Source organism: Kutzneria sp. CA-103260 (assembly GCF_018263855.1).
Lineage (GTDB): Bacteria > Actinomycetota > Actinomycetes > Mycobacteriales > Pseudonocardiaceae > Kutzneria.
Genome location: NZ_CP073318.1, coordinates 9,835,827 through 9,857,402, shown reverse-complemented (window position 1 = coordinate 9,857,402; position 21,576 = coordinate 9,835,827). Strand labels below are relative to the sequence as shown.

Annotated in this window: 19 protein-coding genes and 1 riboswitch; of the genes, 9 read left to right on the top strand and 10 right to left on the bottom strand. The window is 69.4% G+C overall.

Annotation, left to right across the window (positions count from 1 at the left end; genetic code table 11):
• Window positions 1-13: 13 nt before the first annotated feature.
• Both metX and JJ691_RS44090 read right to left on the bottom strand, forming a co-directional pair.
• Complete coding sequence (gene metX / locus JJ691_RS44095; RefSeq protein WP_211765352.1) at window positions 14-1,204, bottom strand: homoserine O-acetyltransferase MetX; 1,191 nt, start codon at window positions 1,202-1,204, stop codon at window positions 14-16.
• Window positions 1,204-2,511: a bifunctional o-acetylhomoserine/o-acetylserine sulfhydrylase gene (locus JJ691_RS44090; protein ID WP_211765351.1), complete on the bottom strand. Its 1,308-nt coding sequence runs from the start codon at window positions 2,509-2,511 to the stop codon at window positions 1,204-1,206. Before JJ691_RS44090 ends, metX begins: the two co-directional genes overlap by 1 nt.
• A gap of 200 nt (window positions 2,512-2,711) precedes the next feature.
• On the opposite strand from JJ691_RS44090, the gene JJ691_RS44085 reads away from it, so the two are divergent.
• Window positions 2,712-3,557, top strand: coding sequence for a hypothetical protein (locus JJ691_RS44085; RefSeq protein ID WP_211765350.1), 846 nt, complete (start codon window positions 2,712-2,714; stop codon window positions 3,555-3,557).
• 82 nt (window positions 3,558-3,639) lie between these two features.
• Here the strand turns inward: JJ691_RS44085 and JJ691_RS44080 are convergent, their stop codons facing one another.
• Window positions 3,640-3,906 carry an Imm32 family immunity protein gene (locus tag JJ691_RS44080; protein WP_211765349.1) on the bottom strand — a complete coding sequence of 89 codons (267 nt, stop codon included), beginning with the start codon at window positions 3,904-3,906 and terminating at the stop codon, window positions 3,640-3,642.
• Between the two features lie 142 nt (window positions 3,907-4,048).
• Here JJ691_RS44080 and rdmE point away from each other — a divergent pair, with 142 nt between their 5' ends.
• Window positions 4,049-5,662, top strand: coding sequence for an aklavinone 12-hydroxylase RdmE (rdmE, locus tag JJ691_RS44075; RefSeq protein ID WP_211765348.1), 1,614 nt, complete (start codon window positions 4,049-4,051; stop codon window positions 5,660-5,662).
• Here the strand turns inward: rdmE and JJ691_RS44070 are convergent.
• Window positions 5,604-6,899: an MFS transporter gene (locus JJ691_RS44070; protein WP_249227413.1), complete on the bottom strand. Its 1,296-nt coding sequence runs from the start codon at window positions 6,897-6,899 to the stop codon at window positions 5,604-5,606. The two genes, rdmE and JJ691_RS44070, sit on opposite strands and share 59 nt — an antisense overlap.
• Before the next feature lie 117 nt (window positions 6,900-7,016).
• Between JJ691_RS44070 and JJ691_RS44065 the strand changes: the two genes are divergently transcribed.
• Window positions 7,017-7,406: an SSI family serine proteinase inhibitor gene (locus JJ691_RS44065; protein ID WP_211765347.1), complete on the top strand. Its 390-nt coding sequence runs from the start codon at window positions 7,017-7,019 to the stop codon at window positions 7,404-7,406.
• Window positions 7,407-7,509: 103 nt separating this feature from the next.
• On the opposite strand, the gene JJ691_RS44060 is transcribed toward JJ691_RS44065, so the two are convergent.
• Window positions 7,510-9,804 carry a glycosyl hydrolase family 95 catalytic domain-containing protein gene (locus JJ691_RS44060; RefSeq protein WP_211765346.1) on the bottom strand — a complete coding sequence of 765 codons (2,295 nt, stop codon included), beginning with the start codon at window positions 9,802-9,804 and terminating at the stop codon, window positions 7,510-7,512.
• Window positions 9,805-9,930: 126 nt separating this feature from the next.
• Between JJ691_RS44060 and JJ691_RS44055 the strand changes: the two genes are divergently transcribed.
• Window positions 9,931-10,170 carry a hypothetical protein gene (locus JJ691_RS44055; RefSeq protein WP_211765345.1) on the top strand — a complete coding sequence of 80 codons (240 nt, stop codon included), beginning with the start codon at window positions 9,931-9,933 and terminating at the stop codon, window positions 10,168-10,170.
• A gap of 78 nt (window positions 10,171-10,248) precedes the next feature.
• Window positions 10,249-11,334, top strand: coding sequence for a glycoside hydrolase family 88 protein (locus JJ691_RS44050; RefSeq protein WP_211765344.1), 1,086 nt, complete (start codon window positions 10,249-10,251; stop codon window positions 11,332-11,334).
• A 45-nt stretch (window positions 11,335-11,379) separates the two neighbouring features.
• On the opposite strand, the gene JJ691_RS44045 is transcribed toward JJ691_RS44050, so the two are convergent.
• From JJ691_RS44045 to JJ691_RS44035, 3 genes are read right to left on the bottom strand one after another with little or no spacing between them, the layout of a single operon-like run.
• On the bottom strand, window positions 11,380-12,069 hold the full coding sequence (locus JJ691_RS44045; protein WP_211765343.1) for an SIR2 family NAD-dependent protein deacylase: 690 nt from the start codon (window positions 12,067-12,069) through the stop codon (window positions 11,380-11,382).
• A gap of 9 nt (window positions 12,070-12,078) precedes the next feature.
• A complete protein-coding gene (locus JJ691_RS44040; protein ID WP_211765342.1) occupies window positions 12,079-12,561 on the bottom strand; it encodes a deaminase in 483 nt (160 codons plus the stop codon).
• A 13-nt stretch (window positions 12,562-12,574) separates the two neighbouring features.
• Complete coding sequence (locus JJ691_RS44035; protein ID WP_211765341.1) at window positions 12,575-13,948, bottom strand: L-serine ammonia-lyase; 1,374 nt, start codon at window positions 13,946-13,948, stop codon at window positions 12,575-12,577.
• Between the two features lie 132 nt (window positions 13,949-14,080).
• Window positions 14,081-14,173: riboswitch (glycine riboswitch) on the bottom strand.
• Between the two features lie 65 nt (window positions 14,174-14,238).
• Between JJ691_RS44035 and JJ691_RS44030 the strand changes: the two genes are divergently transcribed.
• Together JJ691_RS44030 and JJ691_RS44025 are read left to right on the top strand one after the other, a co-directional pair.
• Window positions 14,239-15,411, top strand: a complete 1,173-nt coding sequence (locus JJ691_RS44030; RefSeq protein ID WP_211765340.1) for a glycoside hydrolase 5 family protein — start codon at window positions 14,239-14,241, stop codon at window positions 15,409-15,411.
• A 123-nt stretch (window positions 15,412-15,534) separates the two neighbouring features.
• Window positions 15,535-17,832 (top strand): alpha-L-fucosidase, encoded by a 2,298-nt coding sequence (locus JJ691_RS44025; RefSeq protein WP_211765339.1) that lies wholly within the window; start codon window positions 15,535-15,537, stop codon window positions 17,830-17,832.
• 59 nt (window positions 17,833-17,891) lie between these two features.
• On the opposite strand, the gene JJ691_RS44020 is transcribed toward JJ691_RS44025, so the two are convergent.
• The gene (locus JJ691_RS44020; protein WP_211765338.1) at window positions 17,892-18,320 is read right to left on the bottom strand and encodes a hypothetical protein; all 429 of its coding nucleotides are present in this window, start codon (window positions 18,318-18,320) and stop codon (window positions 17,892-17,894) included.
• A 217-nt stretch (window positions 18,321-18,537) separates the two neighbouring features.
• Here JJ691_RS44020 and JJ691_RS44015 point away from each other — a divergent pair, with 217 nt between their 5' ends.
• Window positions 18,538-20,031, top strand: a complete 1,494-nt coding sequence (locus JJ691_RS44015) for a PucR family transcriptional regulator (protein ID WP_211765337.1) — start codon at window positions 18,538-18,540, stop codon at window positions 20,029-20,031.
• On the opposite strand, the gene JJ691_RS44010 is transcribed toward JJ691_RS44015, so the two are convergent.
• Window positions 20,012-20,938 carry a GlxA family transcriptional regulator gene (locus JJ691_RS44010; protein ID WP_211765336.1) on the bottom strand — a complete coding sequence of 309 codons (927 nt, stop codon included), beginning with the start codon at window positions 20,936-20,938 and terminating at the stop codon, window positions 20,012-20,014. The two genes, JJ691_RS44015 and JJ691_RS44010, sit on opposite strands and share 20 nt — an antisense overlap.
• Before the next feature lie 116 nt (window positions 20,939-21,054).
• Here JJ691_RS44010 and JJ691_RS44005 point away from each other — a divergent pair, with 116 nt between their 5' ends.
• Complete coding sequence (locus JJ691_RS44005) at window positions 21,055-21,495, top strand: hypothetical protein (protein WP_211765335.1); 441 nt, start codon at window positions 21,055-21,057, stop codon at window positions 21,493-21,495.
• Window positions 21,496-21,576 lie beyond the last annotated feature (81 nt).

Here is a 21,576-nt window from a genome sequence, read left to right as displayed (position 1 = left end):
ACCGGTGGCACCGCTAACCGCCCCAAACCTCGCCAGTGTTTGAGGCGGTTACAGACCACGTCCGGGCGGGTTTGTAGGTCTTGGAGACACCCAAATCTTGGGGGAGGAGGTCCTGGACCATGGCGGCGATCTGCTCGGTCTCGATCAGGAACGCGTCGTGCCCGTACGGGGAGTCGATCACCCGCACGGCGTCCGCGCCGGGGATGCCGTCGGCCAGTTCTCGCTGCTGTGCCAACGGATAGAGCCGGTCAGTGGTCACGCCGCCGACGACCGTCCGGGCTGTCACCCGGCGCAGCGCCGCCTGGACGCCACCCCGGTCGCGGCCGACGTCGTGCGAGTTCATCGCCTCGGCCAGCACCACGTAGCTGCCGGCGTCGAAGCGCCGCACCAGCTTCTCGGCGTGATGGTCCAAATAGGACTCGACCGTGAACCGGCCGTCGCCCTGCGGATCACGGCCGAACCGGGACGACAGCTCCTCCTCGCTCCGGTACGTGATGTGCGCGATCCGGCGGGCGATGCCGAGCCCCCGATGCGGCCCGTCCCCCGGCTTCGCGTCGTGGTAGTCCCCGCCGCGCCAGCCCGGATCGGACCGGATCGCATGCAGCTGCGGATACGTCCACGCGATCTGATCCGCTGACGACTGCGCCGGGGAAGCCAGCAGCAGCAACGACTCCACCCGATCCGGCGCGGTCACGGCCCATTCCACCGCGCGCATCCCGCCCATCGAGCCGCCGACCACGGCGGCCCAGCGGTCGATGCCCAGCGCGTCGGCCAGCGCCACCTCAGCTGCGACCTGGTCCCGTACGGTCAACGCGGGAAACCGGCTGCCCCAGGGCTTTCCGTCGGGGGCGGGCGACGATGGCCCGGTGCTCCCCTGGCAGCCGCCCAACACGTTGGGGGCCACCACGAAGTACCGGGCCGGGTCGATGACTCCGGGCTGCACCAGGGAATCCCACCAGCCCGCGGTCGGATGACCCGGCCCGGCCGGACCGGCGACATGGCTGTCGCCGGTCAGCGCGTGCAACACGAGGACGGCGTTGGACCGGTCCGGGGCAGGAGTTCCCCACGTCTCGTAGGCGAGTTGGACGGCGGGCAGCTCGCCACCGCGCTCCAGCGGCAGCGGGCGGTCCAGCCGCACCCACTGCCGCCGGCCGGGCGGATCGGCCTCCCGCCACGCACCGGTGGCGGGAGGCGTGGCATCCATCAGAGCGCTGCCTTCGCGGCCCGGAACCCGGCTTCGAGATCCGCCTTCAGGTCCTCGATGCCCTCCAGGCCGACCGACAGCCGCACCAGGCCCGGCGTCACGCCGGTGACCGCCTGCTCCTCGGGCGTCAGCTGCGAGTGGGTGGTGCTGGCTGGGTGCACGATCAGGCTTCGCACGTCACCGATGTTAGCCAGCTGGCTGAACAGTTCGGTGCCGTCCACGAAGGCCCGCCCCGCCTCCGCTCCGCCGCGCAGCTCAAGGGACACGATCGCGCCCGCGCCACCGGGGAGGTACTTCTGCGCCGCGTTGTACCAAGGGCTGGAGGGCAGGCCCGCGTAGTGCACGGTCTCCACCTCGTCGCGCTGTTCCAGCCACTCGGCCAGCGCCTTGGCGTTGGCCACGTGCCGCTCGATGCGCAACGACAGCGTCTCGATGCCCTGCAGGATGAGGAAGCTGTTCTGCGGCGCGATCGCCGCACCGGTGTCCCGCAGCAGCTGCACCCGCAGCTTCGCCGCGTACGCCCCGTGCCCGAGGACCGGCCAGTACTGAAGGCCGTGATAACTCGGGTCCGGCTCGTTGTAGTCCGCGAACCGGTCCGCGTGCGCGCCGAAGTCGAACTTGCCGCCGTCGACCACCACACCGGCGATGGCGGTGCCGTGGCCGCCGAGGAACTTGGTCGCCGAGTGCACCACGATGTCCGCGCCGTGCTCCAGCGGCCGCACCAGGTACGGCGTGGGCACCGTGTTGTCCACGACCAGCGGCACGCCGACCTCGTGCGCGACCCCGGCCACCGCCTCGATGTCCAGCACGTTGCTGCGTGGGTTGCCCAGCGTCTCGGCGAAGAACAGCTTGGTGTTGGGCCGGACCGCGGCCCGCCACTCGTCGAGGTTGTCCGGGTCGGCCACGAAGCTGACCTCGATGCCCAGCTTCGGCAGCGTGTAGTGGAACAGGTTGTAGGTGCCGCCGTAGAGCGAGGCGCTGGACACGAAGTGGTCGCCGGCGCTGGCCAGGTTGAGGATCGCCGCCGTCTCGGCCGCCTGGCCGGAGGCGAAGGCCACCGCCGCGACGCCGCCCTCCAGCGCGGCGATCCGCTGCTCCAGCACGTCCTGGGTGGGGTTGTTGATGCGGGTGTAGATGTTGCCGGCCTCGGCCAGGCTGAACAGGGCGGCCGCGTGGGCCGTATCCCTGAAGACGTAGGAGGTGGTCTGGTAGATGGGTGTCGCGCGGGCGCCGGTGGCCGGGTCGGGGGCCGCGCCGGCGTGGATCTGTCGGGTCTCGAAGGACCAGGCGGAGGCGTCAGAGGGCATGGCTGTGCTCCAAACAGAGGTGTGAAGGGTGCGTGAGAAACCGAATTCAGACCGACACGCGACACGCCATGCTGGTGACGCGCACGTAGTCCACGTGCCGGCGGGACACCAGGAGGGCCATGCGCCCGACCGTAGACCGGCCATGTTCACCCGAGAAGGCCCGTTCACTCAGTGGGACGAAAGGGGAGTAGGTTTACGTCATGGCGCCGGCCGAGAACCGAGACATCACCCAGTCGATTCCCAGCTTCACGGTCGCCATGCGTGGCTATGACCGTATGGAGGTCGAGACACACCTCAAGCGGATCACCTCGGAGGTGCGGCTGTTCGCCGCCGACCGGGACGCCGCGCTGCGGCAGGCCGACGAGCTGGCCAAGCAGCTCGACCAGGCCCGGGCCCGGATCGAGGAGCTCAAGGGCCACTTGGACCAGGCCCGGCAGGCCCCGCAGCCGGCCGCCCCCGAGCCCGTCGCGCAGGACACGCCCGACCAGGCCAAGCGCAAGCTCCAGCTGGCCGAGGCCGCCGCCGCCGAGACGCACGCGCGGGCCGAGGCCGCCGCCGAGACCACGTGGGCGCACGCCGAGTCGGCCGCCACCAAGCTGCGTGAGCGGTACCAGACCCTGCTGTCCGACCTGGACAAGCAGCAGGCCGAGATCATCGGCGAGCACCAGAACCTGATGGAGAAGGCCCGCAACGAGGCCGCCGAGCTGACCACCGTCGCCGTGCAGCGGCGCAAGGAGCTCGACGAGCAGGCCGAGAACCGGCGCCGCCAGATCGAGGCCGACTTCACCCAGGAGATGGCCGACAAGCGCAAGGCCGCGCTGGACGCCCTGGCTCAGGAAGAGGCCGCCCGCAAGGCCGAAGTCGACCAGCGGCTCACCGCCGCGGTCGCCGACGCCGACGCCCGGATCAACCGCAGCAACCAGGAAGCGGCCCGGATGCGGGACTACCGCGAGCGCATCGCCGACCAGCTCCGCTCGGCCACCGGCCTGCTCAACGACGCCGGCTCCCTCCTGGAGCCGCTCCCCGAGGAGCGCCCCCAGTCCTGACTTCTGTCATGAAGGGCCCCATCCTCACGTTCAACGTCAGGATGGGGCCCTTCATGACGTTGAAGGTCAGGGTCTGGCGGGGTCAGGAACGTTGCAGGCGTAGTGGCGCGGAGCCTTCGTCCAGCACCAGCAGGAAGTCGTCGAGGTCCTCGTGCGCGCCGGCCGGCACGCTCGGCTGGGCCAGCGCGAGCAGCTGCACGGCCAGCCCGGTCAGTCCGGCGGCGTCGCCGACGACCCTGACCTGTCCGTCCGCGCTGACCGAGACTGTCAGCCGGTAGTTCTCCGGCCAGGATGCGACCAGGCCGATGCCGTGGTCGTAGGACGGGATCTCCAGCTGCACCTTAGCCACATCGACCTCCGGTCGGTGAACCTGGCACACCCGCCGCCCGCTGTCCATAAACAAGGCCGCCCCTAGATCGTCTCGTGACACCCTTGTCACCAAAGTCTCTCTTGAACTAAGATACTTATAGTTCGAGATTGGAGGGGGGATCATGAACACGACACGCGTGCGGGTGTTGGTGGTGGGGGCCGGACTTGCCGGTGGGTCAACCGCGATGTTCCTGGCCGACCGGGGGATCGATGTGCTCGTGGTCGAGCGGCACCCGGGAACCGCCCTGCATCCCAAGGCCGCCGGCCAGCATCCCCGCACCATGGAACTGCTGCGCACCACCGGCGTCGCCGAGCGGGTGCTGGCTGCCGACAACAAACCGTTGCAGATCAAGGTCGCCACCACCGCCCGCGGCGAGGTGCTCAAGACCATCCTCGGCGACGCCCCGCGCCCCCGGGGCGAGGTCTCGCCGATGAAGCCGGGCATGGCCACGCAGATCCAGCTGGAGCCGATGCTGCTGGACGTGGCTCGCGAGAACGGCGCACGGATCCAGTTCGACACCGAGCTCGTGTCCTTCGAACAGGACATGCTCGGCGTCACCGCGCAACTGGTGCACCGGCCGACCGGCACGCTCAGCCAGGTCCGCGCCGACTACCTGGTCGCCGCCGATGGTCACCGCAGTCCGATCCGCGAACGGCTCGGCATCGGCCGGCACGGCTGGGGCAGCCTCAGCCACCAGGCCGGCATCGTCTTCGACGCGGACCCGCGGCGGCTCGCCGACATCGCCGACTCGCTGTACTTCCTGTGGCATCCGGAGTTCACCGGCTTCTTCGGCACCGCGCACGTCCCGGGCCGGTTCATCTTCGGCGTCGAGTACGACCCGGCGCGCGGCCAGTCGTTCGAGGACTTCACGCCGCAGCGCTGCGTCGAGCTGATCCGGCTGGGGCTCGACGACCCGGAGCTGGAACCGCGGATCCGCACCGTGCAGGCCTGGGAGATGGCTGCCCGGGTCGCCGACACGTTCCGCCGCGGACGGGTTTTCCTGGCCGGCGACGCGGCCAAGGTGACGCCACCGACCGGCGGCCTCGGCGGCAACACGGCTATCGGCGACGGTTTCGACCTGGCCTGGAAGCTGGCCGCGGTGCTCACCGGGCAGGCCGGCCCGGGACTGCTGGACAGCTACGACCCCGAGCGGCGCACGGTGGCCGAACTTGTGGTCGCCGACTCACTGGCCAACTACCTGGAACGCACGCCGGCCCGAACGGACGAGCGCTCGTGGCCGAAACCGTTGGGCCATCTGGAGGTCGTGTTCGGTGTTCGGCAGCGGTCCGACGCCGTGCTGATCGACGACGAGGACCCGGCGGCGGTCGAGGACCCGCGCAAGCCCAGTGGCCGCCCCGGCTTCCGGGCCCCGCACGTGCCACTGGTCCGCAACGGCACGACAGTGTCCACAGTGGACTTCTTCGGTCGGGACTGGGTGCTGCTCACCGGAACCGAGGGCGGCGTCTGGCACCAGGCGGCCAAGCACGTCGCTGACCGGCTCGGCATCGTGGTTCGCACGGTCGGTCTCGGGCCCGACCTCACCGACCCGGACGACCGCCTGGTCGACGTGTACGGCATCGGACACGGCGGGGCGAGCCTGGTGCGGCCGGACGGCGTCGTGGCCTGGCGTACGGACTTCGAGGTGGCCGACGCCGCCGGCACGCTTCAGACCGTGCTCACGAGGCTGCTGGCCCGGGTGCCGAGCGACGCAATCCCAGCAGGCACAGGGCGCTGATCAGCCCGCCCAGCATGAGATAGAGCGCGATCGGCCACGACTTCGCGTGGTCGACGGTGAGCAGGGCGGTGGCCACCAGCGGGGACAGGCCACCGCCCAGCGTCGCGCCGAGCTGGTAGCTGAACGCCGCGCCGGAGTAGCGCAGCCGCGGCTCGAACAGCACCGCGTAGTAGGCGGCCATCGGGCCGAACAGGATGCCGGATCCCGCGTAGGCCAGGGCCAGCGCCAGGATCAGCAGCCCGGCCGAGCCGGTGTCGATCAGCCAGAACAGCGGCAACGCGAACAGCACGATGAACACCGCGCCGGTCAGCATCACCGGCGTGCGGCCGACCCGGTCGGCGATCCGGCAGGCCACCAGGATCGACACCACCTGCGCCGCGCCGCCGACCAGGCTCGCGGTCAGCACCTGCTGCTGCGGCAGGTGGTGCACGGCGGTCCAGTAGTTCAGCACGAACGTGACCAGCACGAAGATGAAGGCGTTGAAACCCAAGTTCACGCCGACGCCCAGCAACACCTTGCGCCACGAGGTGTGCAGCACCTCGGCCAGCGGCACCCGGGTGATCTGCTGCGCCGCGCGCAACTCCTTGAACGCCGGGCTCTCCTCGATGCCGACCCGCATGTAGACGCCCACCGCCACCAGCAGCAGGCTGGCCAGGAACGGGATCCGCCAGCCCCAGTTCAGGAACGCGTCCCCGGACACCGCCGTGGACAGCGAGAACATGGCCGTGCCGATGAAAAGTCCCAGCGGTGAGCCGAGGAACGTCCAACCGCCGTACCAGGTCCGGTGCCGCTCGGGCGCGTGCTCGACGACCATCAGCGCCGCCCCGCTCTGCTCGCCACCAAGGAAGAACCCTTGCAGCAGACGGAGAACCAGCAGCAGCACCGGCGCGGCCAGACCGGCTGTGGCGTAGCTGGGAAGCAGGCCGATCAGCGCCGTGCACAGGCCGGTCATGGTCAGCGTGAGCACCAGCATCGGGCGCCGGCCCAGCCGGTCGCCGAAGTGCCCGATGACCGCCGCGCCCAGGGGTCTGACCAGGAAGCCGACCCCGAAGGTGGCGAAGGCCAGCAGCGTGCTGACCGTCTGGTTGCCGGCTGGGAAGAACAGCTTCGGCAGCACCACCGCGGACGCGGTGCCGTAGATGAGAAAGTCGTAGAGTTCGATGGTGGTGCCGGTCGCGCTGGCCAGCGCGACCTTGCGGACCGACGAGCCCTGCACCTGGTCAATCGATCGAGTCACGGCAGCCTCCCTGAGTCACGACATAGGACCACAAATGGGTGAAGCCGGCCACACGTTCTGGTGGAGCACTCGGTTTTACCTCGTTCGTCTGCACGAACAGCGCAAAAGTAGGCAACCATGCCCCTTCCCCGAGTCCTCGCCGGTGCGGCCGCCCTCTGTGCGGCGGCCGTCTGCGTGACCGCCGTCCCCGCCGCGGCCGCCCTGCCCTCCGCATTGACCCTGACCGCCACCACCAACGGCTTCGCGCCGCACGTCGTCGAACTGACCTGCGACCCCGACGGCGGCACCCACCCCGACGCCCAGACCGCGTGCATGCAGCTCAGCCAGGTCGACGGCGACCTGGCCAACATGCCCGCCACCCAGACCCACATCTTCTGCCCGATGATCTTCCAGCCGATCACGGTGACCGCGACCGGCCTGTGGCGCGGGCGGACAGTGCGGTTCCAGGACCAGTACACCAACGGCTGCGAACGGGACAACCGAACCGGGATGCTGTTCCGGTTCTGACAGTGGTCGGGGCTCCCGATTTCCATCGGGAGCCCCGCGACACAGATCACATCAGCCGTTCCTGAGGAACGGTTACGACCTTCCTTACAGAATGCTGTGAAACTCAGTCAGTCAGGCCCCACGGCGCGGACGGCCCGTTCGACTTGACCGGCGCGACCGTGAAGTCCGGTCGGTCGCCAGCCCGGCAGAGCACCGCCTCGCCGCCCGCCGGCAGGTCGATCTGGATCGTGGTGGCGTCGAGTTCCCTGAACCGCAGCGGCCGGCCGTGCTGGTCGCGAACCGCCACCTGGCCCGGGATCCCATGTCGGACCACACACGGAGCGCCAACTTCGCTGCGCAGCCGCACCCATCGCGTCACGCCCTGCTGACGCGAGGCGCTGAGCAGGAACGCGCCCTGGGTGCGGAAGTTGTCGATCGTGACGTCGGCCCAGGAGTCCGGGATCGCCGGGAACACCCGGATGATCCCGTGCCAGCTCTGGCAGATCATGTCGTGCATCGACTGGGACGCCGACAGCGGCGTCTCGATCACCGGACCGGACTCCTTGTACATGGTGTTGGCCTGCACGTAGAGGCGCAGCAGGTCGGCCAGGTACTGGGCGGAGTCGTTGCCGCGCCCCATCTGCGCCGCGAACGAGGCCGCGCCGGTGTAGCTGTAGCCCTGCAACGCGCCCTTGAAGCTGATCCAGTGGTTGACCGAGGTCTGGATCAGGTTCCGGCTCTCCGGCTGCTCCCAGTTCACCAGGTACAGCGGATAGACCGACAGCATGTGCGAGTAGTGCCGGTGGGACATGGCGAACGGCTGGCCCGCCCCGATCATGAAGCCGTTGTCGTCCACCGGATACGGCGTCAGGTTGGCCAGGACGTCCCGCCACTTGGCGGCCAGCGGATCGTTGACGTGCAGGATCTGCGCGCTGTCCAGCAGGGTCTGGCAGCCCCAGCGCAGCAGGGCCAGGTCGTAGTTGGTGTCCGGGGTGTCGACGCCGTACTCCGGGGAGAACGTCTTCGGCAGGTGCAGCTTGCCGTCGCTGCCCGGCGTGAGGAAGTGCAGGTAGTAGTTGACCGCCTTGCGCAGCAACGGGAACACCGTGTTCCGCAACAGGCCGGTGTCCATGGTGTGCCGGTAGGTCAGCCACACGTTGTGCAGCGCCCAGGTCAGGTTGCCGATCTCCGGCGTGGGCGGGTCCTGGCCGGGGATGCCGGCGGTGGCCCCGTTGACCAGGGTGATGTCCGTGGTGCGGCAGATGGCCGCCGAATCCTGGTCGTACGGCGCGGCGACCTGCTTGGTCAGGTTGTCGCGGAACTGGCCCAGGGCCCGGGTCAGGGAGTCCAGTTCGAGGTGGTTGGAGCCGTGGATCAGCCAGTACTCCAACTGCACGTTGAGGTTCCACCAGGTCGCCGGCCACGGCGTCGACTCCAGCCAGGGGCCGGTCGTGGCCATCACCGGGGCCGCTCTCCTGGTGGCCGAGGCGACCTTGTAGAGCTGGATCCAGTAGAAGCTCTGCAGCCGGCCGTCCGGCACGGACAGGAAACTCTGCCGGTAGAAGGCATTCCACCAGGCTCGGTGGTCCCAGGCCAGCGTGTCGAGGGAGTTGCCCGCCGCTGAGCGCACGGCGTGCAGCGCTCGGCCGCCGGCCGTCTTGTCGGGGTTCGACCAGGCCACCGTGGCGTACAGGGTTCTGGTCGTGCCCCTGGCCGTCTCCTGGTACGCCGTGACATGCTCGCCGCCGGACAGCAGCGGCTGGGTCACCAGGGTGGCCGGGCCGCTGGTCTGCGTGGTGGGCTGGGGGTTGGGCAGGTAGCCGTCCGGGGCCGGCTTGTTGAACTTCGGGTCGGTGCGGGGGCTGACCGCGTCGGCCGGGTGGAACACCCAGCGGAACTTGGCCTCGCCGTCGCTCGGCTTGGCCTGGACCACAAGCGTCGATCGTCCATTGTGGATGATCGCGCGGATGGCGATGCTGCCGGCCGTGGTGGTGATGGTGCCGGCCAGCTCGGCGTCGTAGAGGCTCAGCCGCCAGTCGACCGCGGTGATCGTGCCCTGCGGCTCCAGGGTGAACCAGCCGATCGGGAGGCGGGCCAGGCCGTAGAGGGAGCCGAACTCGGGGCGATGGTCCTGGACCTCGCTGTGCTGCACGTTGAACCGGATGGCGTTGGCGCCCGGCTCCGCGTAAATGCCCGAGCCGAGGAAGCCGTTGCCCAGAAAGGGGCCGTCGTACCAGTTCTTCGGCAGGCGCTGCCAGACCAGGTCGCTGCCGGCGAGGAAGGACCGCCAGTTCAGGCCGGTGCTCGCGTCGACATCGGCCGCGTTCGCGTCGGCCGCGTTCGCCACCCCCGCCAACGTCGGCGCCGCCAGCAGCGCGCCGCCCGCAGCCAGCAGGGTTCTCCGGGACAGCTCGCTCATGTCGGCCCCTTCACTTCCTCGTGAAAACCTATACATCGGAGCTCTGCCGCCGACCGTAGGCAGCCGTTGGCGGGCCGTCAAGACTTCTGTCCAGGTCACGGGCCACTGTCATCGGAGGAGTCGATCGTGGCAACAATGATCTTCATGCGCATCATCGGCCTGGTCACCGGCCTGCTTGTCCTGCTTGTCCTGCTGGCAGCCCCCGCTTCCGCCTCGGATATCAAGCCCGGCGTCGGCGACTCGTTCAACGGATCCAGCGGCGTGCTCACGGGCAACAACACCATGCTGCTCACCGACCTGCCGGTGCAGCTGCCCGGCAACGGCATCAGCCTGCTCGGCTCCGGCCGCGGCGGCGACGCCGACTGACGACACCCCGTTGACGCCACCCCTACTATGTAAACGTTTCCAGCCCCCGCCGCCGCGCCGACACCCCTGGAGGTTGTGGTGGCATCACGTTCCCGGTGGTCGCTCGCGATCGCCTGTTCCCTCGTCGCCGGGGCCCTGCTCCCGACGGCGGCCTCGGCGGCGCCCGCCGCCTGCGCGGAGGAAGCCCCCATCCGGGCCGCCGCCGACCACTGGATCGCCGGCAACGCCAAGCCCGCGGACTCCACCTGGTTCAACTCGCTGTACATCAAGGGCGACATCGAGGCGTACAAGCTGACCGGCGACGCCAAGTACCTCAACTACGCCACCGCGTGGGCCGCCCACAACAAGTGGAAGCTGCCCACCGGCACGCCCAACCTGGACGGTCCCGAGGCCTCCCAGGAGTACATCGACCTCTACCAGCTCGACCCCAAGCACCCGGCTTCCGACATCGCCGACGCCAAGGCCTATGTCGACAAGGAGGCCAAGAAGGTCGAGGGCGGCCAGTCCTCCGACATGTCCTATGTGGACGCCGTGCGGCTCGGCGCCCTGTCCGCGTTCGCCTACTTCGGCGGCAACACGAACATCGACGCCATGGCCAAGCTGTTCGCCTATCCCGAGAGCCACATCTACGACAGCAAGAACGCCCTGTGGTGGCGGGACTCCCGCTGGGTCGGCACCACCCAGCACTGGTCCCGCGGCAACGGTTGGATCGTCGCCGCCCTCACCGACACCATCGCCTACCTGCCCGCCGGCGACGCCCACCGAGCCCACTACATCTCCTTGCTGCAGGCCATGTTCGCCAAGCTCAAGGCCACCCAGCAGGCCGGCGGCTACTGGACCGCCGACGTCGACCACCCGGCCGCCTACCCCGCGCCGGAGTCCAGCGGCACCTCGCTGTTCACCTACGGTCTGGCCAAGGCCATCCAGGCCGGCTACCTCGACGCGGCCACGTACACCCCGGTCGTGCAGAAGGCCTGGGGCTGGCTGAAGGGCACCGCCCTGCGGTCCAACGGTGTTGTCGGCTACGTGCAGGGTCCGTCCTCGCACCCGTCCCAGTACCAGCCCATCAGCCCCACCGCCACCAGCAACTACGGCGTCGGCGTGTTTCTCATGGCCGGCGTCGAGGCGGCCAAGCTGACCCCCGGCTGCTCGGCCAAGTTCTGACCCTCGTCCGCCCGTTCGGCCTCGGCCGAACGGGCGGATTCCCTTCTACTGAGCCAGTTCCTCGCAGAGCCGGGGCACCGCCGTCCCGATCGGCTCCGTGATCTTCTCCGCCGCCATGTCGTCGTACGGCGTCGGATCGCGGTTCACGATCACCAGCCGGGCCCCCGCCCGCACCGCCACCGCGCACAACGCCGCCGCCGGCTCCACCTGCAACGAACTCCCAACCGCCAGGAACACCTCACTCGCCGCCGCGATGTTCCTGGCGTGGCCGATGACCTCCGGGTCCAGGTGCTCGCCTAACAGCGTCACCCCCAGCTTGAGAATCCCCTTGCAGCTGGGGCACTTCTTGTCGCCGTCGAGGATTTCCTCGGTGCTGTGTCGGCTCTCGCACTGGACACACACCGTCCGGTGCATGCTTCCGTGCAGCTCCAACACCTTCCGCTCCGGCGTCCCGGCTTTCTGGTGTAGGCCGTCCACGTTCTGCGTCAACACCCGCACGTTCGCCAGCTTCGCGATCGCCCGGTGCGCCTCGTTCGGCTCCGCCCGCCAGGCCGGGTGTCCCTCATACCGCCGCCAGAACTCCCCGCGCGTCCGCTCGTCCCCCATGAAGTTCTGGTACGTGAAGAGCTCCTGCGCCCTCGGGTCCTTCGTCCACTCCCCCTGCGGGCCGCGGTAGTCCGGAATCCCCGAGTCCGTCGAGATCCCCGCCCCCGTCAACACCGCGATCCTGGTCATGCCCCCAGCCTAGGTTCCGCTCGCAAGCGTATTTGCCCACTTCCTCAACGGTGTGTCCGCCGCGCGCTCGCAGTACCTCCGGAACTGCTCCCGCACTTCCTCCGCCCTGATCCCCCCGTGCATCTCCGGCGCCCGGTACCACCCCATGCCCGCCCCCGGCTCCCAGCTCGCGGCAATCCTCGCCGCCCCATCCCCCGGCGAGCTCAGGCCGTAACAGATCTCCCTGACCCCCAACGACATCGCCGCCCCCAGACACATCAGGCACGGCTCCAGATTCACCGCCAGCCTCAGCGACCCCTTCACCTGCTGGCCGTCCGCCTCGATCATCGCCAACAGATCCGCGTGCTTCAGCCGGCCGACGCTGTCCCTGGTGAACGCCCTGCCCACCACCTCATCGCCCGCGAACACCACCGCCCCGATCGGCAGTTCCCCCTGCCTAATCCCCTCTTCCGCCACTTCCATCGCCGCCCACACCATCTCGTCCGATGTCATGCGCCGACCGCCGTCAGCACTCGATGACGTTGACGGCGAGGCCGCCGCGAGCCGTCTCCTTGTACTTGTCCTTCATGTCACGGCCGGTTTCGCGCATGGTTTTGATGACCTTGTCGAGGGAGACGAAGTGGGCTCCGTCGCCGCGCAGGGCCATCCGGGCGGCGGTGATGGCCTTGATGGAGGCGAGGGCGTTGCGTTCGATGCAGGGGATCTGGACGAGGCCGCCGATGGGGTCGCAGGTGAGGCCGAGGTTGTGCTCCATGGCGATCTCCGCCGCGTTCTCGACCTGCTCGGGGGTGCCGCCGAGGACTTCGGCGAGGCCGGCGGCGGCCATGGAGCAGGCGGAGCCGACCTCGCCCTGGCAGCCGACCTCGGCGCCGGAGATGGAGGCGTTCTCCTTGAACAGGACGCCGATGGCGCCGGCGGTGAGCAGGAAGCGGACGACGCCGTCGTCGGAGGCGCCGGGGACGAAGCGGGAGTAGTAGTGCAGGACGGCGGGCACGATGCCGGCGGCGCCGTTGGTGGGGGCGGTGACGACGCGGCCGCCGGCGGCGTTCTCCTCGTTGACGGCCAGGGCGAAGAGCGTCACCCAGTCCATGACCCGCAGCGGATCGGTGGCGAAGTGCTCGGCGGCCAGGGTTCGGCGGAGGTCGGCGGCCCGGCGGCGGACCTTGAGACCGCCGGGGAGGGTGCCCTCGACGGTGCAGCCCCGCTCCACGCACTCCTGCATGACGTGCCAGATGTGCAGCAGACCCGAGCGAACCTCGGACTCGGGACGCCACGACAACTCGTTGGCCAGCATGACGTCGCTGATGGACACGCCGGATTCCCGAGTCCGGGCAAGGAGTTCGTCACCCGAGAGGAACGGATGGGCCAGCGGGGTGGAGTCCTGCTTGATGCGGTCGGTGCCGCTGGCGGTCTCGTCGACGATGAAGCCGCCGCCGACCGAGTAGTAGACGGCGGAGTCCAGCTCGGCGCCGTCGGCGGTGTACGCGGCGAAGCTCATGCCGTTGGGGTGCAAGGGAAGCGCCTTGCGGCGGTGCATGATCAGGTCGGTGTCCTCGACGAAGTCGATCTCACGGGAGCCGCCGAGCAGCAGCCGGGAGACGGCTCGGATCCGGGCGACGCGGTCGTCGGCGTCGGTGGGATCGCACAGCTCGGGCTGCGAACCCTCCAGGCCGAGCATCACGGCCTTGGGGCTGCCGTGCCCGTGCCCGGTGGCGCCGAGGGAGCCGAAGAGCTCGACGTGCACGCGGGCGACGGCGTCGAACCGGCCGCCGGCGCGCAGGCGCGAGACGAACATGCAGGCGGCCCGCATCGGGCCCACGGTGTGCGAGCTGGACGGGCCGATCCCCACCGAGAACAGATCGAAAACGCTGATGGCCATGGCGGACTCCACGGTTGTGCCGAAGTTGAGGCTCCCCCTCTGTCATGGGACCTGAGAGCTTCGCCGTCACGACCGCGACAGCTTGCACCGTGGGTGGCATGCACGACCGCGCACGCTGCTTTCCAGAGTCGCCTCGCCCGGCCGGTCTGGTTGCCTGAGAGTGTGCGGGGAGGCTTGCTCCTTCGGCGCCCCGGTGAAATCCGAGGGCTCTCCCGACCGGGCTGTGTGCCGTCGGCACGCGGCCTGTGTGGAATTGTTGCCCTCACTGTAAACGACGCAGGGAGCGGCTGATGCGGTTCGGCGCCAACTACACGCCCAGCAAGCACTGGTGGCACACCTGGCTGGACTTCGAGCCGGACTCGATCCGCCGGGACCTGGACCAGCTGGCCGGTCTCGGCCTGGACCACGTGCGGGTGTTCCCGATCTGGTCGGTGTTCCAGCCCAACCGCGGCGTGGTCCGGGAGAAGGCGGTGCAGCAGCTGCTGGAGCTGGTCCGCATGGGCGCGCGGGCCGGCCTCGACGTGACGGTGGACGGCATCCAGGGCCACCTGTCCAGCTTCGACTTCTACCCCTCCTGGACGCAGACCTGGCACCACCGCAACGTGTTCACCGATCCGGACGTGTTGGAGGGCCAGATCCTGTTGCTACGCACGCTGGCCACGGCGCTGCGCGGGGAGCCGAACTTCCTGGGAATGACGCTCGGCAACGAGATGAACAATCTGGTGGCGCACAACCCGTGCACGCCGGCCGAGGTGGACGTGTGGCTGGACCGGCTGCTGGAAGCGGTCTACGCGGCCGACCCGGACCACCCGCACTGTCATTCGGCCTTCGACGACGCCTGGTACGTCGACGACCACCCGTTCACGCCGCTGGCCAGCGCGACCAAGGGCGCCATGACCACGGTCCACCCCTGGGTCTTCAGCCTGAACGCGGCCCGTCGTTACGGTCCGCAGTCGACGGAGATCCACCACCTGGCCGAGTACGGCACCGAGCTGGCCCGCTCCTACGGCACGCCGGACCGGGTGATCTGGGTGCAGGAGGTGGGCGCGCCGGCCCCGCACATCCCGGTGGAGCACGCCGTGGAGTACGCGGAGCAAACGATTGGCAACGTCGCGACCTGCAAGAACATCTGGGGTCTCACCTGGTGGTGCTCGCACGACGTGAACCGGAAGTTCGTCGACTACCCGGAGCTGGAGTACGGACTGGGCCTGTTCGACTCCGACGGCAACGCGAAGCCGCTGGCCAAGGCCATCCAGCGGGCCATTCACTCAGAGTTGCCGAAGCCGGTGGACCGCACGACGGCGCTGCTCTTCGACGGCAAGCGCAGCGACTCCGGCCCGGGCGGCGCGTTCTTCGAGGCCTGGATGCGACTGGCGAAAACCGGCCAGCGTCCGGCGATCGTCCAGGAGACGAGCCCCGAGTACCTGGCGGCCCGGGGCGTGACCGAGGTCTTGACAGTGTGAGCCCGACCACCCCAGGATCACAGTCATCCGATGACTAACCGCGTCAGGCCCCGGTCCGCCGCATAAACCACCCGACACATCGGATCTGTTCCGTCGCCGGGCGGCCCGACGCAGGAGGGCTCGATGACGACCTTCCCCCGACGGACCGCCCTGGGCCTGGCCCTGGGCGCGACCGTGCTCGCGACGATCAACGGCACGGGGACCGCCTTCGCGGCGTCCGACGCACCGAATCCGGTCCCCGTCCCGCTGGACGGCCTGTTCGACAACGACGGCATCGACACCGCCACCACCCACGACGGCAACTTCGACGGCTCCGGCTACACCTTCCCGGCCGAGGGCTTACCCAGCGGCCAGGTCACCGTGGACGGCGTCCCGTTCACGTTCCCGTCCGCCACCGGCAAGAACAACATCGTCGCGATGGGCCAGCAGATCCCGCTGCCCCAGGGCCGCTACGTCACGGCGCTGTTCCTCACCGCCTGCTCGTACGGCGCGACCGGCGGCACCGCGACCATCCACTACGCCGACGGCAGCACCAGCGAGGCCCAGCTCGGCGGCGCCGACTGGTACTCCGGCAGCGGCCAGCTCGTCGCCCCGTTCCGCTACACGCCGGGCGGCCGCACCGACCAGAGCCCGGTGTCGATCAGCACCTCCCAGGTCTGGATCGACCCGAACCGGGACGCGGTGGCGATCACCCTGCCGACCACCAGCCCGGCCGTCGAGGGCAAGTCCAGCCTGCACATCTTCGCCCTCAGCCTCCAACCGGTCGTCACCGGCAAGGCGGTCACGCTGCGCGGCACGAAGTCGACCACCAGCCTGCTCACCGACGCCGGTCCGCAGGTCGTCGAGGCGACGCTGGTCAACCTCGGCACCGAGTGGATCACCCCGCAGGACCGGCTCACGATCTCCGTCGACGTCCAGGGCGGCCGGACGGTCATGCCGGCCACCGTGGACTGGCTCGCGCCGGGCGACGAGGCCAAGGTCCGCATCGGCATCCGCAAGAACCAGAACACCGACGACGGCACCACCGTCACCGGCAGCGTCACCGCGAAGTCCACAAAGGACATACTGGCCAGCGCCAGCGCACCGATCCTGTTGGGCGTGCCCGACTATCAGCCGGCCGACACGTCGCTGAACACGCACCAGGCCCCGTACTGGTTCCAGGACGCCAAGTTCGGCATCTTCATCCACTGGGGCGTCTACTCCGTGCCGGCCTGGTCGCCGCCGGGCAAGCAGTACGCGGAGTGGTACTGGAACTGGATGCAGGACCCGAGCAACGCCGTCTACGACTACCACCGCCAGACCTACGGCCAGAACGTCAACTACGACGACTTCATCCCGCAGTTCAAGGCCGAGAAGTGGAATCCGCTGGACTGGCTGAACCTGTTCGTCGAGGCCGGAGCCCGCTACTACGTGCTGACCTCCAAGCACCACGAGGGTTTCGCGCTCTGGGACTCCAAGGTCTCCGGCCGCACGGCGGCCAAGCTGGGCCCCAAGCGGGATCTGATCAAGGCCCTGTTCGACGCGTCGCGGAAGCACACTCCCCAGCTGCGCAACGGTTTGTACTTCTCGATGCCCGAGTGGTTCAACCCGGACAACCCGTGGATGGGCCACCCGCCACGCAATCCGTACACGGGCGCGGCGGTGCCCTACACCGGCTACGCCAGTGGCCGTGACTTCGTGCAGGACTACCAGCTGCCGCAGATGTTGGAGCTGGTGCACGGCTACGACCCGGACGTGATCTGGTGCGACATCGGCGGCGTGAACGACAGCCGGCGGCTGATGGCCGAGTACTTCAACAACGCCAAGGACCGGCCACGGCCCAAGGACGTGACGATCAACGACCGGTCGGGCATCGCGGTGCACGACTTCACCACGCCGGAGTACACCACCTATCCGAACACCGTGGTGGCCAAGTGGGAGGCCAGCCGGGGCCTGGACCCGCGCAGTTACGGCTACAACCGCGCCACCCCGGACGACATGTACATGACGGCCGAGGAGGTGGTGCACACGCTGGTCGACATCGTCAGCAAGAACGGCAACTTCCTGCTGGACATCGGCCCGCGGGCGGACGGCACCATCCCGGAGATCATGCAGACCCGGCTGCGGCAGACCGGCGCGTGGCTGAAGGTCAACGGCGAGTCGATCTACGACACGTCCTACTGGTCGCGGCAGGCGCAGCTGGGCGACCTGCGGTTCACGACCAAGCGTGACGCCTTCTACATCACCTCGCTGACCGCGCCGGGCAGCAAGCTGACGGTCAGTGCCCCGGTGCCGATCCGGCCGGGCGACAAGGTGACGATGCTGGGCTACCCGCAACCGTTGACCTGGACCACAACCGGCGGCTCGCTGGTGGTCGACGTGCCGCCGGCGGCGAAGGCCGCGGGTCAGTACGCCTGGGTGTTCAAGATCAGTAGGCGCTGACCCGGTTTCGTCCCCCTGGCGCTCGCGTCAGGGGGACGAACCACAGGCGGGAGTCCAAGTCAGAGGAGGTTCACCGAGAAGTTGAGGGTGGTGCCCGTCACCCGGTAGGCGGCCGTGGCCCCACCCTCACAGAACTGCACGCGCGGGCCGCTGTTCGTGGTGCCGAGGATGGCGTGCACCTCGGGCCAGATCTCGACACCGTCCCTGATTCCGTAGATATTGAAGTCGATGGTCCGCTCCTGACCGACAGGATAGTTGTCGGTGGACGGCGTGGACAGACCGGTGGAAATCTTCCCGGTCCAGTTCATGACGAACGCGGCGCTGTTGACGACCGAAATCTTCTCATAACAGGGAGTCTTGGCGGCTCCCGTACCCGGATTGTCGAGCACGCCGGCCATCGCCGCGCCCTGTGGGGCGACGAACAGGATTCCCAGCAGAACGATGAACAGGGCGGACAGGGCGCGCGTACCCCGGAGGAAGGCCTTCACAATCTTTCTCCTTTCACAATGGTCAAGCGATATACCCGTGCAAGGCCGGCCCGTGTCGACACCCCGTGATCCACAGGAAGCCTCGTCCAAGGATTGCCGCCCCGTCGGCCCTGATAAAAGAGGCCACATGATTGGCCGCCCAGCAAATGTGAATGATCTTCTGCCGTTTCCGCTCGTCGGACATGAACAGTGGCGGCGGGGGTGGCACGATGGCGCGGTGGTGACCGTGCAGGGTGTTGTCGACCGGGTGGGGCCGACGATGTTGCGCGCCGTGCACGCGGCGTCGGCCCCGCAGAGCGTCACCGACGTGGTGATCGCCGAGCCGGGCCGGCGCAGCGTGATCGCGGCCGGCGACCTGGTGCTGGGCGTGGCGGTCGGCGGCCGGAAGGACGCGGTCGACCTGGTCAGGCACTCCCGGGGAGCGGCGGGTGTGCTGCTGAAGCAGCCGCAGGCCGGCGACGGGGAGGTGCTCAGCGCCGCCCGGGAAGCGGAGATCGCCGTCGTCGAGGTGCGACAGGAGGCGGCCTGGGCCCAGCTGGTGTGGCTGCTGCGCGCGGTGCTCGACGCGGCCGCCGACGACGAGTCGGACGGCGACGTGGAGCAGTTCGGCGACCTGTTCCGGCTGGCCGACGCGGTGGCGGCGGTGATCGACGCGCCGGTGACGATCGAGGACGCCAACTCCCGGGTGCTGGCCTACTCCTCCCGCCAGGACCGCACCGACCCGGCCCGGGTGTCCACGATCATGGGCCGCCGGGTGCCGGACGACGTGCTGGCCCGGTTCCGCAGCCGGGGCGTGTTCCGGCAGCTCAGCAAGGGCCGGTCGGTGATCTTCGTGCCGGCCCAGCGGGACGGCACGCTGCCGCGGCTGATCGTGCCGATCCGGATGGGCGGCGAGCTGCTGGGCTCGATGTGGGCGGTGGTCGACGGCGAGGTCAGCGACGAGCGCTCGGCGGCCTTCGCCGACACCGGACCGGTGGTGGCGCTGCACCTGCTCCGCCGCCGGGCCCGGGTGGACGCCGAGCGAATGCGCTCGGCCGAGCTGGTACAGGCTGTGCTGGCCGGCGCCGCCGACAGCCGGGCCGCGGCGGCCGAGCTGGGCCTGGACGAGCAGCCGCACCGGGTGATCGCGATCGACGCGGCCAGCGAGGACGCCGCCGACGCCGAGGGCGTTCGCCTCGCGCTGTGGGAGCGGATGACCCGCGGCGTCGGCCGCCGGCCAGCGGTCGCGGACCTGCACGGCGTGCTCTACGCCGTCGTCCCGGACAAGGGCTGGGGTCCGCTGCGGGAAGTGCTGGCCGCCGGCGAACCCCTGGTCGCCGCCGGTGGGCCGGTCGACATCTCGGAACTGCCGCTGTCCCGGTCCCAGGCCGACGAGACGTTGCGGCTGCTGCGCACCGGCCTGGCGGCACGCAAGCTGGCCAACTACGAGGAGGTGTGGCCGGCGCTGGCGCTGCACCGGGTCGCCGCCGCCTCGAACGCCTCCGGGGTGGCCGAGCTGGGGCCGCTCGCCGAGCTCAAGGACCTGGACCTGGACACGCTGTACCAGTGGCTGCGCCATCCCGGCGATCCCCGCGAGGCGAGCCGGGCGCTGCGGATCCACCCCAACACGTTCCGGTACCGGATGAAGAAGATCGGCGAGCTGGTGGACCTGGACGACCCGGATGTGCGGCTCGCTCTACTGGCCCAGCTGATCACGCTGAAGTGGGTGTGAAGGCAGCTCGGTAGGCCTGCGGGCTGGTGCCGACGATCCGCTTGAAGTGCTCACGGAACGCTGTCGGGGAACCGAATCCGGTGCGAATGGCGATCCGCTCCACCGGTTCGTCGGTCGCCTCCAACAGGTGTTGCGCACGACGGACCCGGGCGCGGTGCAGCCAGCGCAGCGGCGAGGTGCCGGTCTGCTCACGGAATCGGCGGTTCAGCGTGCGGCTACTCATCCCCGCCTGCGCGGCGATCTCGTCCAACGTGAGGTCACGCCCCGAGTTCTCCTCCATCCACGCCAACAACTTCTCCAACTCGTTGCCCCGCGGCACGGGTGGTAGGTCGTGCACGATGAACTGCGCCTGGCCGCCCTCGCGTTCCAGCGGCATCACCGACAGCCGAGCGGCGTCGGCGGCAGCGGCGGAACCGTGGTCCCGGCGGATCATGTGCAGGCAGAGGTCGAGCCCGGCGGCCGCGCCGGCGGAAGTCAGGAGTTGTCCGTTGTCGACGTACAAAACGTCCGGGTCGACGTCGATCAGCGGATAGCGCGCGGCCAACTCCGCGGCCCCGACCCAGTGCGTGGTGGCCCGCAGGCCGTCGAGCAGGCCGGTGGTGGCGAGGATGAACGCGCCGGAACAGATCGACGCCAGCCGGGCGCCCCGCGCGGCCGCGTCCCGAAGCGCCTCGACGACATCGAGCGGCACGTCGAACGACTCGGTCCCGGGCAGCATGATCGTGTCCGCGTCCCGAAGCCCCTCCAGCCCCCACCGCACACGCAGCGTGAACAGCCCGGCGTCGATCTCCGGCTCGGTGCCGCAGATCCGGACCTGGTAGCCGGGGGTGCGCCGGAACACCTCGATCGGCGTGGCCAGATCGAACGGGATGACGCCCGGCAGGGCCAGCACGGCGACGGTGTGCATGCCACCCACGGTAGCTGGCCAGAATCCGTCGACACCTGGCGATCCAGCCACTGTCTCAGTGAGCGAATGATGAGGCTGAATAAGCGGACCCACCGACAAGGGAGGACCCGGCCGCCGTGACCAAGATCCTGCTCACCATCCACATCATCGCCGTGATCATCGCCATCGGCCCGGTCGCGGTGGCCGCCAGCATGTTCCCCCCGGCCGCCCGCAAGGCCCTGGCCAGCGGAGACGAGGCCGACAAGGCGACGCTGCGGCTGCTCAACCGGATCTGCAAGGTGTACGCGCTGGTCTCCATCGCGGTGCCGGTGTTCGGCTTCGCCACCGCCGGCATCATGGGCGTCACCGGCAATCTGTGGATCATCGTCTCGATCGTGCTGACCGGGATCGCCGCGCTGGTGCTGGGTCTGCTGGTGCTGCCCTACCAGCAGCGGGTGCTGGACGGCACGCCGACGCCGCCGGCCCAGCTGGCCATGTACACCGGCGTGTTCAACCTGCTGTGGGCCGCCGTCACGGTCGTGATGATCTTCCGTCCGGGCTCCAGCCTGCACGACTGAGAGGTCTAGACCTAGAGACTGATTGTGCCTCCAGCACAACTAGTCAGTCTCCCAGTACGTCCGGGCGCACGATGACAGCCC

Coding starts and splice junctions, on each gene's coding strand:
- metX (WP_211765352.1), bottom strand. CDS start 1,204: ATGGATGCCACGCCTCCCGCCACCGGTGCGTGGCGGGAGGCCGATCCG.
- JJ691_RS44090 (WP_211765351.1), bottom strand. CDS start 2,511: ATGCCCTCTGACGCCTCCGCCTGGTCCTTCGAGACCCGACAGATCCAC.
- JJ691_RS44085 (WP_211765350.1), top strand. CDS start 2,712: ATGGCGCCGGCCGAGAACCGAGACATCACCCAGTCGATTCCCAGCTTC.
- rdmE (WP_211765348.1), top strand. CDS start 4,049: ATGAACACGACACGCGTGCGGGTGTTGGTGGTGGGGGCCGGACTTGCC.
- JJ691_RS44065 (WP_211765347.1), top strand. CDS start 7,017: ATGCCCCTTCCCCGAGTCCTCGCCGGTGCGGCCGCCCTCTGTGCGGCG.
- JJ691_RS44060 (WP_211765346.1), bottom strand. CDS start 9,804: ATGAGCGAGCTGTCCCGGAGAACCCTGCTGGCTGCGGGCGGCGCGCTG.
- JJ691_RS44045 (WP_211765343.1), bottom strand. CDS start 12,069: ATGACCAGGATCGCGGTGTTGACGGGGGCGGGGATCTCGACGGACTCG.
- JJ691_RS44040 (WP_211765342.1), bottom strand. CDS start 12,561: ATGACATCGGACGAGATGGTGTGGGCGGCGATGGAAGTGGCGGAAGAG.
- JJ691_RS44035 (WP_211765341.1), bottom strand. CDS start 13,948: ATGGCCATCAGCGTTTTCGATCTGTTCTCGGTGGGGATCGGCCCGTCC.
- JJ691_RS44030 (WP_211765340.1), top strand. CDS start 14,239: ATGCGGTTCGGCGCCAACTACACGCCCAGCAAGCACTGGTGGCACACC.
- JJ691_RS44025 (WP_211765339.1), top strand. CDS start 15,535: ATGACGACCTTCCCCCGACGGACCGCCCTGGGCCTGGCCCTGGGCGCG.
- JJ691_RS44010 (WP_211765336.1), bottom strand. CDS start 20,938: ATGCACACCGTCGCCGTGCTGGCCCTGCCGGGCGTCATCCCGTTCGAT.